Origin of the sequence: Stenotrophomonas sp. Bg11-02 (assembly GCF_002836635.1) — a bacterium.
GTDB classification, from domain to species: domain Bacteria; phylum Pseudomonadota; class Gammaproteobacteria; order Xanthomonadales; family Xanthomonadaceae; genus Stenotrophomonas; species Stenotrophomonas lacuserhaii.
The window spans coordinates 1-13,666 of record NZ_PJAY01000003.1 but is presented as its reverse complement, the minus strand read 5'-3'; the positions used below and the strand labels follow the sequence as shown (position 1 = coordinate 13,666).

The 13,666-nt window shown below is 67.6% G+C and carries 12 protein-coding genes; 4 read left to right on the top strand and 8 right to left on the bottom strand.

Annotated features, from left to right (window positions below):
* Positions 1 to 28: 28 nt before the first annotated feature.
* From kdpC to pyrE, 6 genes are all read right to left on the bottom strand, one after another.
* On the bottom strand, positions 29 to 694 hold the full coding sequence (gene kdpC, locus CXG43_RS00360) for a potassium-transporting ATPase subunit KdpC (protein WP_101098218.1): 666 nt from the start codon (positions 692 to 694) through the stop codon (positions 29 to 31).
* Positions 691 to 2,739, bottom strand: coding sequence for a potassium-transporting ATPase subunit KdpB (gene kdpB, locus CXG43_RS00355; RefSeq protein ID WP_101098217.1), 2,049 nt, complete (start codon positions 2,737 to 2,739; stop codon positions 691 to 693). The genes kdpC and kdpB overlap by 4 nt, the downstream gene beginning before the upstream one ends.
* A 10-nt stretch (positions 2,740 to 2,749) precedes the next feature.
* Positions 2,750 to 4,450 carry a potassium-transporting ATPase subunit KdpA gene (gene kdpA / locus CXG43_RS00350; RefSeq protein ID WP_101098216.1) on the bottom strand — a complete coding sequence of 567 codons (1,701 nt, stop codon included), beginning with the start codon at positions 4,448 to 4,450 and terminating at the stop codon, positions 2,750 to 2,752.
* A gap of 12 nt (positions 4,451 to 4,462) precedes the next feature.
* Positions 4,463 to 4,555: a potassium-transporting ATPase subunit F gene (locus tag CXG43_RS00345; protein WP_042613345.1), complete on the bottom strand. Its 93-nt coding sequence runs from the start codon at positions 4,553 to 4,555 to the stop codon at positions 4,463 to 4,465.
* 587 nt (positions 4,556 to 5,142) lie between these two features.
* Positions 5,143 to 5,808 carry a hypothetical protein gene (locus tag CXG43_RS00340; RefSeq protein ID WP_101098230.1) on the bottom strand — a complete coding sequence of 222 codons (666 nt, stop codon included), beginning with the start codon at positions 5,806 to 5,808 and terminating at the stop codon, positions 5,143 to 5,145.
* Between the two features lie 22 nt (positions 5,809 to 5,830).
* Positions 5,831 to 6,490, bottom strand: coding sequence for an orotate phosphoribosyltransferase (gene pyrE / locus CXG43_RS00335; RefSeq protein ID WP_042615474.1), 660 nt, complete (start codon positions 6,488 to 6,490; stop codon positions 5,831 to 5,833).
* 131 nt (positions 6,491 to 6,621) lie between these two features.
* On the opposite strand from pyrE, the gene CXG43_RS00330 reads away from it, so the two are divergent.
* From CXG43_RS00330 to CXG43_RS00320, 3 genes are all read left to right on the top strand, one after another.
* A complete protein-coding gene (locus tag CXG43_RS00330; protein WP_101098215.1) occupies positions 6,622 to 7,422 on the top strand; it encodes an exodeoxyribonuclease III in 801 nt (266 codons plus the stop codon).
* Positions 7,419 to 8,723 (top strand): MFS transporter, encoded by a 1,305-nt coding sequence (locus CXG43_RS00325; RefSeq protein ID WP_101098214.1) that lies wholly within the window; start codon positions 7,419 to 7,421, stop codon positions 8,721 to 8,723. Before CXG43_RS00330 ends, CXG43_RS00325 begins: the two co-directional genes overlap by 4 nt.
* A 76-nt stretch (positions 8,724 to 8,799) precedes the next feature.
* Positions 8,800 to 9,027, top strand: coding sequence for a hypothetical protein (locus tag CXG43_RS00320; RefSeq protein WP_101098213.1), 228 nt, complete (start codon positions 8,800 to 8,802; stop codon positions 9,025 to 9,027).
* Positions 9,028 to 9,385: 358 nt separating this feature from the next.
* Here the strand turns inward: CXG43_RS00320 and CXG43_RS00315 are convergent, their stop codons facing one another.
* Positions 9,386 to 10,513 (bottom strand): anhydro-N-acetylmuramic acid kinase, encoded by a 1,128-nt coding sequence (locus tag CXG43_RS00315; RefSeq protein ID WP_101098212.1) that lies wholly within the window; start codon positions 10,511 to 10,513, stop codon positions 9,386 to 9,388.
* 72 nt (positions 10,514 to 10,585) lie between these two features.
* Entirely contained in the window at positions 10,586 to 12,052 is a 1,467-nt protein-coding gene (locus tag CXG43_RS00310; protein ID WP_101098211.1) for a peptidoglycan DD-metalloendopeptidase family protein, read from the bottom strand.
* A 170-nt stretch (positions 12,053 to 12,222) separates the two neighbouring features.
* Between CXG43_RS00310 and tyrS the strand changes: the two genes are divergently transcribed.
* On the top strand, positions 12,223 to 13,434 hold the full coding sequence (tyrS, locus tag CXG43_RS00305; protein WP_101098229.1) for a tyrosine--tRNA ligase: 1,212 nt from the start codon (positions 12,223 to 12,225) through the stop codon (positions 13,432 to 13,434).
* Positions 13,435 to 13,666 lie beyond the last annotated feature (232 nt).

Sequence of the window (13,666 nt, the reverse complement as noted above, 5' to 3'; positions counted from 1 at the left end):
TTGTGCGCCAGCCCAGGCACGCATGGCATCAACGTGCATGCGCGGCGGACTCCAACGCTCGGTTGAGCTTCATCACGTTGACCCGGGGCTGGCCGAACACCCCCCACTGGGGGCCCTCGACATGCGCCTGCACGATGGCCTGCAACTCAGCTTCGGAAAGCCCCCGCGCCTGCGCCACGCGGCGCACCTGCACCTGCACGGCGGCCGGCGACAGATGGGGATCCAGGCCGCTGCCGGACTGCGTCACCAGATCGGCGGGAACCTGCGCGGGCGCGATGCCTTCGCGCAGCGCGACGGCTGCGGTGGCGTCGGCCACGCGCCTCGCCAGTGCCGGGTTGCTGCGTGCCATGTTGGAGCCCGCCGCAGCCATCGGATCATGGCCAGCAGCGGATGGCCGCGGCTGGAACCAGCCGTCACCGGTGAACGGCTGGGCCAACAGGGCCGAGCCGCGCACGCGGCCATCGGCATCCACGATCAGGCTGCCGTCGGACTGCACGGGGAAGGCAAGCCGCGCCAGCCCGGTACCGGCGGCCGCGTACAGCGCGCCACCCAGCAGCAGGCTGCCCAGGCCAAGCACGATCGCCGGACGCCAGCTGGCGGTATGTTGCAGGCGGGCCTCGCCTTCGGCAGCCGCGCGCGCCAGTGCCTCCGGCGCAACGCGCGGGGATATGGAAGGGGTCGTTGAAGTGTTCATGCAGCAGATACCGTCATCAGCAGGAAGTCGATTGCCTTGATCGCCACGAACGGCAGCAGCACGCCGCCGAGCCCGTACACCAGCATGTTCCGCCGTAGCAGGCTGGTTGCCGTTGCCGGACGGAAACGCACGCCGCGCAGTGCCAGCGGGATCAGCGCCGGGATCACCAGGGCATTGAAGATCAACGCGGCCAGCACCGCATTGCGCGGACTGGACAGCCCCATCACGTTCAACGTGGCCATCCCCGGCACAGTGGCGGCGAACAGCGCCGGCAGGATCGCGAAGTACTTGGACACGTCGTTGGCCAGCGAGAAGGTGGTCAGCGCGCCGCGGGTGATCAGCTGCTGTTTGCCCACTTCCACCACGGCCAGCAGCTTGGCCGGATCCGAATCCAGGTCGACCATGTTGCCGGCCTCCTTCGCGGCCTGGGTGCCGGAGTTCATCGCCAGGCCGATATCGGCCTGGGCCAGCGCCGGCGCATCGTTGGTGCCGTCGCCGACCATCGCTACCAGCCGGCCACCGGCCTGTTCCTGGCGGATGCGTGCCAGTTTGTCTTCCGGCCGCGCTTCGGCGATGTAATCGTCCACGCCGGCCTCGGCCGCGATCGCCGCGGCGGTGAGTGGGTTGTCGCCGGTGATCATCACCGTGCGGATGCCCATCGCGCGCAGCTGGGCGAATTTTTCCCGCATGCCGTGCTTGACCACGTCGGACAGTTCCACCACGCCCAGCACGTGGCGACCTTCGGCCACCACCAGCGGCGTGGCGCCATTGCGCGCCACCTGCTCCACGCGCCCGGTCAGCTCGGCCGGAACCTCCCCGCCGAGGGACTGCACGTGTGCGCGGATCGCATCGGCGGCGCCCTTGCGGATGCTGCGGCCGCCTGCCAGGTCGACACCGGACATGCGGGTCTGCGCGCTGAAGGCGATGTAGTGCGCATGCTCGGGCTCGGCGCTGCGGCAGCCCTGCTCGCGGCCCAGGCGCACAATCGACTTGCCTTCCGGTGTCGGGTCGGCCAGCGAGGAAAGCAGCGCCGCCTCGCGCAGCCGCGCCACGTCCACCCCGGCCAGTGCATGCAATGCGGTGGCCTGGCGGTCGCCGTGGGTGATGGTGCCGGTCTTGTCCAGCAGCAGCACGTCGATGTCACCGGCCACCTCGACCGCCTTGCCGGACTTGGCCAGCACATTGGCCGCCAGGGCACGGTTCATGCCGGCGATGCCGATGGCCGGCAGCAGGCCGCCGATGGTGGTGGGGATCAGGCACACCAGCAGGGCGATCAGCAGCAGCGGATCGACGCTGACACCGACCGAAGCGCCGATCGCCGGCAGCGTGGCCACCACCACCAGGAAGGTCAGCGTCATCGCCGCCAGCAGCAGGGTCAAGGCCACCTCGTTCGGCGTCTTCTGCCGGTTGGCGCCTTCCACCAGCGCGATCATCCGGTCCAGGAAGCTGTGGCCGGGCTCGGCGGTCACCCGCACCACGATCTGGTCGGACAGTACCTTGGTGCCGCCGATCACGCCGGACCGGTCTGTGCCGGCTTCACGCAGCACCGGCGCCGATTCACCGGTCACCGCCGCTTCGTTGATGGTGGCCAGGCCCTGCACGATCTCGCCGTCGGCCGGCACCAGCTCGCCCTCGCCGACCAGCACGTGGTCACCCGGGCGCAGTTCGGCGGCAGGCACCTGTTCCTGTGCTGCTGCGGGACTGGCGGACTGCAGGCGACGCGCCACCAGATCCTGGCGGGCACGACGTAGCGAGGCGGCCTGGCCACGACCGCGCGCTTCGGCCACGGCTTCGGCGAAATTGCCGAACAGCACGGTCAGCAGCAGGATCGCGCTGACCGCCAGCCCGAAGCCCATCGGTGCATTGCCGCTCAGGGTGACCACCAGCGCGAGCACGGTACCGGCCATCACCACGGCCATCACCGGACTACGCAGCAGGTGCAGCGGCGAGAGCTTGCGGAATGAGTCAAGCAGCGCACGGCGGAAGCCGGCGCCATCCAGCAGCGCCGGACGGCGCGGCAGCTGGGAAGTGGCAACAGTATTCATGGGGAGTACCTCAATGCAGGCCAAGGCTGAGGTGGTCGGCCACCGGGCCAAGCACCAGAACCGGCAGGAACTGCAGGACGGTCAGGATGACGATCACGCTGAGCAGGGTCAGAGCGAAGGTAGGGGTTTCGATCTGCAACGTGCCCGGCGACTCCGGTGCGCGACGCTTGGCGGCAAGCTGCGCGGCAATCACCAGCGGCACCACCAGCAGCGGGAAGCGTCCCAGCAGCAGCACCAGTGAACAGGTCAGGTTCCACCACGGCGTGTTGTCACCCAGCCCTTCGAAACCGGAGCCGTTGTTGGCATACGCCGATGCGTACTCGTAGAAGACCTGGCTGATGCCGTGGAAGCCCGGGTTGGAGGTGCCCGACAGGCCTGGTACCGCCAGCGTGACGGCGGTAAGGGTGAGCAGGGTGATCGGCTGCAGCAGCACCAGCAGCGCCAGCAGGCGCACCTGCGGGGTTTCCAGCTTGCGTCCCAGCAGTTCCGGCGTGCGCCCGGTCATCAGCCCGGCCAGGAACACGCCCAGCAGCAGGTAGACGATGAACTGCTGCAGCCCGCAGCCGATGCCGCCCCAGATGGCGCTGACCAGCATGTTGACCAGTGACACGGCGCTGGCCATCGGGCTCATCGAATCGAGCATGCCGTTGACCGATCCGTTGGATACCTGGGTGGTCACTGCCGCCCACAGTGCGGTGGCGTCAGTGCCCAGGCGGACTTCCTTGCCTTCCATCAACAAGGCGCTGGCTGCCGTGGGCGAGTGGCCTTCCAGCCACACGGTGGCCGCGATGGACACCGCCGACATGCTGGCCATGCAGCCCAGCACCAGCCAGCCGAAGCGGCGGCGGCCGGTGAACGCCCCGATCATGAAGATCACCGCGATCGGAATCAGAAGGATACCGACCAGCTCAAGGGCATTCGACAGGGGCGTGGGGTTCTCCAGCGGGAACGTACTGTTGGGGCCATACCAGCCGCCGCCGTTGGCACCGAGCTGCTTGGCCGCCACCATCGCGGCAACCGGGCCGAGCGGTATCTTCTGTTCCTGCAGGCCGGTCGACACATCCATCGGCGCGGCCTGCGGGCCCCCGGCAAAGGTGGCCGGAACGCCCTGGCTGGCCAGCAGCACGGTCCACAGCAGGCACAGTGGCAGCATGAAGCGCACGCACAGGCGCAGCACGTCGGCGTGGTAGTTGCCTACGTCGATGCGGCGGTCACCATCAGCCGCGATGTCCTGACGCGGCGGTGCGAACAGGGCGCGCAGGGTGGCCACGGCCAGGGCAAGGCCCATCATCGGCGTCACCACCTGCAGGCCGGTGATGCCGGTCATCTGCGAGAGGTAGGAAAGCTGCGCCTGCCCGGAATAGTGCTGCTGGTTGGTGTTGGTCAGGAAGGACACCATGGTGTGCAGCGCGGTGTCCCAACGCAGGTTGGCGATGCCATCCGGATTCAGCGGCAGCCACGCCTGGGTCATGAACACAGCCATGGTCAGCAGCGCGATGACCGCGTTGCTGAGCACGAACGCGCCGACATAGCCGCGCCAGGACATGCCACGCGCGGGATCTACGCCCAGCAGGCGGTAAAGCGGTTTTTCAATCCAGTGGAACAACGGGTCGATGCGCATCGGCGCGCCGCGCATCACCCGGGCCAGGTACAAGCCGAGCGGCCAGGCCAGCAAGACGCTGGTGGCGAGCAGAATAAGGATTCCGGTCATGTCCGTGGCCCGTCAGAATGCTTCGGGCCGCAGCACGGCGTAGACCAGGTAGGCGGCGGCGACCAGCACCAGTACGCCACTCAGCAGGGAGAGCCAGCCGGGCATGCTCAGCACCCCGCCCGGGAAGAAAGGCCACAACGCGACAGACAAGACATGACGGTGATCGTCCTGGTGGAACCGCTCCACCTCAGGCCGTCATGGTCCGCCCGGGTCGCGTAAAGCCTCCATTTCTCCGCGCCTGCGGCGGCATAAAGTCAGCGTAAAAGCTGCGGCTGAGGGCGGAGGGTCCACGTCATCGCATTCGCGCTGCCGCTCCCACGCTTTGCTGCGCAAACCGTGGGCCCCATCTCACCAGCCCCCACACCCCGCCGCTTCGCGGCCGCCCCTGACTCAGGGGCTCCCTCCACCAGACGCGCCCATGGGGGCTTGGTAGCGCCGACCCATGGTCGGCGGATGCTGGTGGAATGGGGCCTGACGGTTTCCGCCGACCATGGGTCGGCGCTACCGGATGACCGTGGCTGCCATGGACCTGTCGAAGGCCGGGCGGGAGGGGTTGGTGGGGGCGTTGAGCGCCAAGGATGGCGCGAAACGAGGCCCGCAGGAGCGGCTTCTGCCGTCCCCCACCAACCCCTCCCGCCCGGCCTGAACCCAAGACCCGGTGGCTCGTGCGCGATGGCGCGCCACGCGTGCCCTTACGCCTCCGGCGTAACACCTTTCAGCAGGCGGAAACGCTGCACGGTTTCTTCGATCTCCGCGTCCAGTTCGACGCGCTGGCGCTCGAACGTGGCCTGCATGCGCTGCTGCGCCAGCAGTTCGCCGTGGCGCTTGCGGATGGTGGCTGCCGGCTTCTCGCCCACCGGACGCCCGGCCAGTTCATTGTCACCGGCACCGGCCAGGGCGGTGAACAGCGCATCGCGCAGGCTGGCCACGTTGTAGCGCGCGGTGTTGATGTTGTTGTCGAGGATGCCGACGCGCTCGGAAAACACCCGGCGCAGGTCGGCTTCGCTGCTGTAGGTGGACAACATCGCCTGTTCGGTCCGCTGGCGGGTCTGCAGGGCCATTTCATCCAGCCGCGCCTGCGCCTCGGCCGCGGCCGCATCGGCGCGCTCGTCTTCGTTGAGCGCGCGCTGCACCTGGCCGCTGCGCAGCCCGCTGCGTGCGCTGAATTCTTCCCGCGCATTGTTGACCGCGTCCGCAGGCAAGGCATCGCTGCAGATGCGCTCGCTGCCCTCGTTCCAGCAATATAGTTTCTTCGCCTGCGCCTCGGCACTTCCGGCCGGACGCCTGGACTGCTGCGCGCCGGCCACGCACGGCGCGGCCAGCAGCAGGGCGGCAATGATGGACAGATTCCTCAACATGGCGACCACCCCCTTGGGTCGTTCAGTGCGTCGGACGGCTGCCATATCGGGACCGGTAGTCCGCCAGCGGCTGCCGGTAGCCGACAAGTTCCGGGTTTCCGGACGCGAAATCAAGCAGGTCGGCCATCGTCGCCACGGCAATCACCGGAATGCCGGCTTCCTCGGCCACGGCCTGGGCGGCCGAGCGCGGATCGGTTTCCGAAGCGATCTCTTGGCGGTCCAGGGCCACCACGATGCCGGCCGGAATGCCGCCGGCGGCACGGATGATGGCCATCGCCTCACGGATCGCGGTGCCGGCGGTGATGACGTCATCGACAATCAGCACGCGCTTGCCGGTCATGTCCGCGCCGATCAGCTGGCCGCCTTCGCCGTGGTCCTTCACTTCCTTGCGGTTGAACGACAGCGGCAGGTCGCGGCCGCGCTGGGCCAGTTCGCAGGCCATCGCGGTGGCCAGCGGGATGCCCTTGTAGGCCGGGCCGAACACCACGTCGTACTTGAGGCCGGCATCGTCGATGGCATCGGCGTAGCACAGCGCCAGCTGGGCCATCTTCGACCCGGAGTCGAAGCGGCCTGCATTGAAGAAATAGGGGCTCAGCCGGCCGGACTTCAGCGTGAACTGGCCAAAACGCAGGGCGTCGGCGCTCAGGGCCAACTGCAGGAAACGGTGACGATGGTCGCTCATCTGACTCAATCTATCTTCATCTTGGAATGTTAAGCCTACTAGAAGGCGGGCCCGGCGTCCTTTTACGGTCGGCGCACCGGCGCTGAACCGGTATGCTGGGCCGGTTTCCGCCGACACCCTGAATCGACCGCATGCGCATCATCAGCTTCAACGCCAACGGCATCCGTTCGGCTGCCAGCAAGGGCTTCCTGGAATGGTTCCGCGCCCAGGACGCCGACGTCCTGTGCCTGCAGGAAACCAAGGCGCAGGAGGCCCAGCTGTCCGATCCGATGTTCCGCCCCGACGGCCACCACTGCTTCTACCGCGATGCCAGCACCAAGAAGGGCTACAGCGGGGTTGCGATCTACAGCAAGCGTGAGCCGGACCAGGTCATCACCTCGCTGGGCTGGGCGCCGTTCGATGAAGAAGGTCGCTATATCGAAGCGCGCTTCGGCAACCTCAGCGTGGTCTCCTTCTATATACCCTCGGGCAGTTCCGGCGACCTGCGCCAGGGCTTCAAGTTCGAGGTGATGGATTGGCTGCGGCCGATCCTCGACCAGTGGCTGCACAGCGGGCGCGACTACGTGCTGTGCGGTGACTGGAACATCGTCCGCTCCGCGCTGGACATCCGCAACTGGAAGTCCAACCAGAAAAACTCCGGCTGCCTGCCGGAAGAGCGCGACTGGTTGAACGCCCTGTGCGCCGATCATGGCCAGGCGACCGACCTGGCCGCCGGCCGCGGCTGGGCCGATGCCTACCGCCTGCTGCATCCCACCGGCGAGGACTACACCTGGTGGAGCAACCGCGGCGCGGCGCGCGCCAACAACGTCGGTTGGCGCATCGACTACCAGTTCGTCAGCCCGGGCCTGCGTGATCGCCTGCGCAGCTGCTCGATCTACCGCGATGAGCGCTTCTCCGATCACGCCCCGTTCTGCGTGGATTACGCGCCGTGACCGGCACCGCCGCGCCGGTGTCCTACAAGGGCTGGGCCGGCATCAAGCGGGCCTTCGGCACGCCGTCGGCGCTGACCATGGCCCTGCTCGGGTTCGGCAGTGGCCTGCCGTTCCTGCTGATCGCCTCGCAGACCCTGTCCACGCGCCTGCGCGATGTCGGCCTGGACCTGGGCAGCATCGGCCTGATCAGCCTGGCCAGCTTTTTCTATCTGCTGAAATTCCTCTGGGCGCCGGTGCTGGACCGCTATGCGCTGCCGCTGCTGGCTTTCATGGGCCGGCGCCGCTCGTGGCTGCTGGCCTCGCAGGTGCTGGTGCTGGGCGGACTGGTCGCGCTGGCCTTCGTGCGCCCCGAACAGGGCGTCGGGCCGCTGGTCTTCTGGGTGCTGGTTGCTTCCTTCGCCGGTGCCACCCAGGACTCGGTGGTCGATGCCTACCGCATCGAAATCGCCCCGGATGCCTCGCAGGCCGCGCTGGCCGCCACCTACACGCTGGGCTACCGCATCGGCCTGATCCTGGCCGGCGCCGGTGCCCTGTACCTGGCGCAGTTCGAAGGCTGGATCGTCGCCTACCTGGCGATGGCCTCGTTGATGCTGCTACCGATCCTCACCACCCTGTTCTGCCGGGAACCGGCGCGCCCGGAGGCCGCCGTTCAGCGCCGCATCGACGTCGCCGAAGCGTTCGTCCAGCCGATCGCCAGTTTCTTCACCCGCAACGGCGTGGCACTGGCCATCGGCCTGCTGGCCTTCGTCGGCCTGTTCAAGTTTCCGGACCAGGTGATCGGGGTGATGGCCGGTCCGTTCTATCTCGATTCGGGCTTCGACAAGGCCGACATCGCCACCGTCTCCAAGTTGTTCGGGGTCTGGATGGGCATCGGCGGCGCCTTCCTCGGCGGTATCGCGGTGGCTGCGTTCGGTTTCCGCCGCATGCTGCTGGTCGCGGCCCTGGGCGTGGCGCTGTCCAACCTGGCGTTCCTGCTGATGGCACACAATCCCGGCCAGTTGTGGGCGTTCTATGCTGCGCTCAGCGCCGACAACCTGTTCCAGGGCTTTGCCGGCACCGTGCTGGTGGCCTTCATGTCCTCGCTGACCGACCGCAACTTCACCGCCACCCAGTACGCCCTGCTGGTATCGCTGGCCAACCTGCCGGGCAAGTTTGTCGGTGGAGTGTCCGGCTACATCGTCCAAGCCACGTCCTACAGCACGTTCTTCCTGCTCAGCGCGGTCACCGTGGTGCCGACCCTGCTGCTGCTGGCCTGGCTGTGGCCGCGCCTCTCCGACCGCAGCGCCCCTGCTGCCGGTTGATTGCCTGCGCGGGCGCGGTGCGGGATGATCGCCTGTCGGCACCGTGGGGGCGGTGCCCTGGAATGGGGAAACAAGCATGGCCGACCTGCTGCTGCAGGAAGTAGACCCGATGATCCTGGACCGGATAGCCCGGCTGGCGGTCGCGCGCGGCTGGACGCAGGCGCAGACCTGCGTCGCGGTGCTGGAGCAGGGGTTGTTTTCCACTGAACTGGAAGTGCGCAGCGGCTTCGCTGATCCCGAAGTGGATGCGCTGGCCGACGCCATTGCGGCGCTGCAGGCGCTGCCCGCCGGCCACGGCTTCTAGCCGCAGGCCCACGTCGAACGGCGGAGCCCCTCCCGCCTGGCCCTGACAGTCCGCGCGCGCGTCCCGCCACGACAAAAGAAAAGCGGGATTGGCAGCGCCGAGCCATGCTCGGCGGAAGCCAGCCAGCCGGTCGCGTCAGCAAAGAATCGCCGAGCATGGCTCGGCGCTACCAATCCCCGCAGATCCCCGCAGCGTGTCGGGTGGAAGGAGCCCCTGAGTCAGGGGCGGCCGCGAAGCGGCGGGGTGTGGGTGATGGTGAGACGGGGCCCACGGTTTGCACCGCAAAGCGTGGGAGCGACAGCGCGAATGCGATGGCGTGTACCCCACTACGAGGGGCCCCGCCGTTCGCCGGCGCCGCTCAGCCCGGATGGATTGCCCCAAGCACCCGCAGGCCTGCCGCGCCGGTGACGCTGGGCAGGTTGCCGGCCAGGCCATCGAGCGTGCGCTGGGCCAGCCAGGCAAAGCCAAGCGCCTCCAGGTAGTCCGGATCCAGCCCATGCCGCGCGCTGGATTCCACCACCACGCCGGGCAGGCGCGCCGCCAGTCGCTGCATCAGATGACCATTGCGCACGCCGCCGCCGCACACCAGCACCCGGCTGGCGTCGGGCAGGGTCCGTCGCAGTGCGTCGGCCACGGTCGCTGCGGTCAGTTCCAGCAGGGTGGCCTGCACATCGGCTGCCACGTGCTGGCCGTGGCCGATCTGTTGCTGTACCCAGGCCAGGTGGAACTGCTCGCGCCCGGTGCTCTTCGGTGGCGGCAGGGCAAACCACGGGTCCTCGCGCCAGCGCGCCAGCAGGGCCGCGTCGACCACTCCGCTGGCGGCGAACGCGCCGTCGGCATCGTACGCATGGCCGGTATGGCGCTCGCACCAGGCATCGAGCAACGCATTGGCCGGGCCGGTGTCGAAACCCAGCGGCGTCCCCTCGCGCGGGATCAGGGTCAGGTTGGCGATGCCGCCGAGGTTGAGCACCGCGCGGTCTTCGTCGGCGGTGCCCAACATCGCCAGGTGGAAGGCCGGCATCAGCGGCGCGCCCTGTCCGCCGGCGGCAACGTCGCGGCGGCGGAAATCAGCCACGGTGGTGATCCCGGTGCGCTCGGCGATGCGGTTGGCATCGCCCAATTGCAGGGTGAAGGCCGGCGACGCCGACGGTCGATGGCGGACGGTCTGTCCGTGCGAACCGATCGCCCTGACCTGCGCCGCCTCCACGCCACTGTGCTGCAGCAGCGCGACCGCTGCGGCCGCAAAGGCCAGGCCGATGCGCGCATCGACATCGCCCAGCTCATCCAGCGACGCCAGCTCACCGCCCTGGCCCAGCGCCACCAACCGCTCGCGCAGCAGCGGATCCCACGGCAGGGTCAGGCCCTGGACGAAGCGACAGCCGCCTTCGGCGGGAAACTGCGCCAGTGCCGCATCGATGCCATCGGCGCTGGTGCCTGACATCAGCCCCAGGTACAGCGGCAGGGCAGGGTCGAACGAAGCAGCCATGGGAACTCCACAAAACACAAGGGCGCCAGCTTGGGCGCCCTGTCGATGCTCGTCAATGCGATGCAACCGCGCTCAGCCGCGCTTGCTGCCGGTGCTGCCGCGCGTGGTGCTGGCGACCTCGGTGGGGGCATCAGCCGGCTTCGGCGCCGGGCTGGCGTCGGCATAGATCATCTTCTCCATGCCCTGGATGCGCGCCATAGCCGGCGAGGTCTGTGCGCGGAAGGCCACCAGTTCAGCGCCACGCAGCGGTTCCGGCGGCGGCATGGTCACGCTGAGGGGATTGCGATGCTCTCCGTTGACGCGGAACTCGTAGTGCAGGTGCGGGCCGGTGGCCAGGCCGGTGGAGCCGACGTAGCCGATCACCGTGCCCTGCGCCACGCGCTGGCCAGTCCGGATCTTTCCGAAGCGCGACATGTGTCCGTACAGCGTGGTGTGGCCGCGGCCATGGTCCAGGATCACCACGTTGCCGTAGCCACGCTGGGTGCCGGCGAACTGCACGCGCGCATCACCGGCGGCCATGATCGGAGTGCCGGTGCGTGCGGCATAGTCCACGCCCTTGTGCATGCGCATCTTGCCCAGCACAGGGTGCCGTCGCGCCCCGAAGGTCGAGCTCAGCCGCGCGAACTGGATCGGCATGCGGATGAAGCTCTTCTTCAGCGGGCGGCCATCCAGGTCGAAGTACTCGGCCTTGCCGTTGCGGTCGAAGCGGAAACCGGAATAGGTCTTGCCGCCGCTGGTGAAGGTCGCGGCGAGGATCTTGCTGGTGTCGACCCGCTCGCCCTCGCGCCAGGTTTCATCCATGACCACGCTGAAGCGGTCGCCCGGCTGCAGGTCCTTGGAGAAGTCGATGTCGTACTTGAAGATCTCGTCGGTCATCGTGGCGATTGCCGAAGGCGACAGTCCGGCCTTGCGCGCGGCGGCATACAGCGAGCTGGTGATCTCTCCGCTGGTGACCACGGTACGGGTGCTGGTCTCGCGCTTGGTGACCGTTTCCTTGATGCTCTCACCGGCCAGCGTCAGTTCCACGCGGTTCGCATCGTCGCGGTTGAAGCGGATGCTGCGCAGCTCACCGGACAGCGGCATGTCGAAGGCGATCTCGGTACCCGGGCGCAGCTTCACCAGCGCCTCGCGGGTGCCTGGATGGTCCAGCACGCGGTGCAGGGTAGTGGCCGGGATACCGGCTTCGTCGAACAGGTCGCTCAGGGTCTGGCCGCGCTGTACGCGCAGCACCTGCCAGCTGTCGCCGGGCGTGGCCTGCTGGCGACCATGCGCCAGCGGCGGCAACGGCAGCGCCAGGCTGGTGTGGGCATTGGGGTAGGGGGTTTCGATGGTGCTGGAGAACCCCGGCACGATGGTCGCCACCAGCATGCCGATGGTCGCGAACAGACTGGCGTGCACCCAGTGGCGACGGGTCCAGCGTTCATTGAAGGCAGCGGGGAGGTGTTGCCTGAGCTTCCGGTGCAGGGCGTTGTCGTGCAGGACGTGGAGCCGTTCCTTGAAGCGCTGTTTGCGCGCGCGGCCGTGATCGGAATTGAGCATCAGAGGTGTTTTCCTGGCTGGCCCGGGAGCACGGGCTGGATCGCCGGTTACCATAGACACCTATGAAAACCGCGTCAAACCCTTGTGCCTATTGGCTTTTGTGAAGCCGATACGGTTAACTTGCTCTTAACACCCCACAAGAAGAAACGGCGTTGCCGGGAGTAGTGAACGTGTCCTCCATCGATGAAGCCCTCGCCCTGATCAGCCGCGGTACCGACGAGATCCTCAAGATCGACGATCTGCGCGCCCGTCTGGAAAGCGGAAAGCCCCTGCGGATCAAGGCCGGCTTCGACCCCACCGCGCCGGACCTGCACCTGGGCCACACGGTGCTGCTGAACAAGCTGCGTCAGTTCCAGGACCTCGGCCACCAGGTGATCTTCCTGATCGGCGACTTCACCGGGATGATCGGTGACCCGTCCGGCAAGAGCCTCACCCGCAAGCCGCTCAGCCGCGACGACGTGCTGGCCAACGCACGCACCTATGAAGAGCAGGTGTTCAAGGTGCTGGACCGGGAAAAGACCGAAGTACGCTTCAATTCGGAGTGGTTCGGCAAGATGGGTGCGGCGGACATGATCCGCCTGGCGGGCCAGCACACCGTGGCACGCATGCTCGAGCGCGATGACTTCGCCAAGCGCTACGCCGCCCAGCAGTCCATCGCCATCCATGAGTTCCTGTACCCGCTGGTGCAGGGCTATGACTCGGTCGCCCTGGAAGCGGACGTGGAACTGGGCGGCACCGACCAGAAGTTCAATCTGCTGATGGGCCGGGGCCTGCAGGAGCACCACGGGCAGAAGCCGCAGGTGGTGCTGACCATGCCGCTGCTGGAAGGCCTGGACGGGGTCAACAAGATGTCCAAGTCGCTGCACAACTATATAGGTGTGAGCGAACCGGCCATCGACATCGTCACCAAGACCATGAAGGTGGACGACACCCTGATGTGGCGCTGGATCGAGCTGCTGTCCTTCGACATCAGCCAGGCCGAAGCGCTGGCCCTGCGTGACCAGGTGGCGGCTGGCGGACTCAATCCGCGTGAAGTGAAGCTGCGGCTGGCCCGCGAACTGGCCACCCGCTTCCATGATGCCGCCGCTGCCGAACAGGCCGTGGCCGGCTGGAATGCCGCGGTGACCGGGCAGGGCGACATCACCCAGCTGCCGTTGCAGGATGTGGTGGTGCCGGCCGAAGGCCTGCGGATCGCGGCGCTGCTGACCGCAGCGGGCCTGACCCCGAGCAATTCCGAAGCCAATCGCAAGCTCAAGGAGCGTGCAGTGAAGGTGGACGGGGAGGTCGTGGAGGACGGCCAGCAGCAGTTGCAGCCGGGCTTTGAAGGTCTGTTGCAGGTGGGCAAGCGCACCTTCGCCCGCGTCCGCCTGCTGGCTGGCTGAGGCCGCAGTGGTTGTCTGATCGCCGCCCTGCATGAACAGATGCAGGGCGGCGTGAAATAAATGCTCACATCCCCTTCCCAAAGGGTAGGGAAAAGCACATACTTCACCTCCCCCGTCGCAGGGATCCCACCAAGGGGCTTCAGCGACAAAGGGAAAGCCACCACCGCCGAACGATTCAATCGAACGAAGGTGTTGACGGACTGAAAAAGTCCGGCATAATAGGCGGCTCGCG

Coding starts and splice junctions, on each gene's coding strand:
- CXG43_RS00345 (WP_042613345.1), bottom strand. CDS start 4,555: ATGCCCGGCTGGCTCTCCCTGCTGAGTGGCGTACTGGTGCTGGTCGCC.
- CXG43_RS00340 (WP_101098230.1), bottom strand. CDS start 5,808: ATGTTGAGGAATCTGTCCATCATTGCCGCCCTGCTGCTGGCCGCGCCG.
- kdpA (WP_101098216.1), bottom strand. CDS start 4,450: ATGACCGGAATCCTTATTCTGCTCGCCACCAGCGTCTTGCTGGCCTGG.
- pyrE (WP_042615474.1), bottom strand. CDS start 6,490: ATGAGCGACCATCGTCACCGTTTCCTGCAGTTGGCCCTGAGCGCCGAC.
- CXG43_RS00315 (WP_101098212.1), bottom strand. CDS start 10,513: ATGGCTGCTTCGTTCGACCCTGCCCTGCCGCTGTACCTGGGGCTGATG.
- CXG43_RS00330 (WP_101098215.1), top strand. CDS start 6,622: ATGCGCATCATCAGCTTCAACGCCAACGGCATCCGTTCGGCTGCCAGC.
- kdpB (WP_101098217.1), bottom strand. CDS start 2,739: ATGAATACTGTTGCCACTTCCCAGCTGCCGCGCCGTCCGGCGCTGCTG.
- CXG43_RS00320 (WP_101098213.1), top strand. CDS start 8,800: ATGGCCGACCTGCTGCTGCAGGAAGTAGACCCGATGATCCTGGACCGG.
- kdpC (WP_101098218.1), bottom strand. CDS start 694: ATGAACACTTCAACGACCCCTTCCATATCCCCGCGCGTTGCGCCGGAG.
- CXG43_RS00310 (WP_101098211.1), bottom strand. CDS start 12,052: ATGCTCAATTCCGATCACGGCCGCGCGCGCAAACAGCGCTTCAAGGAA.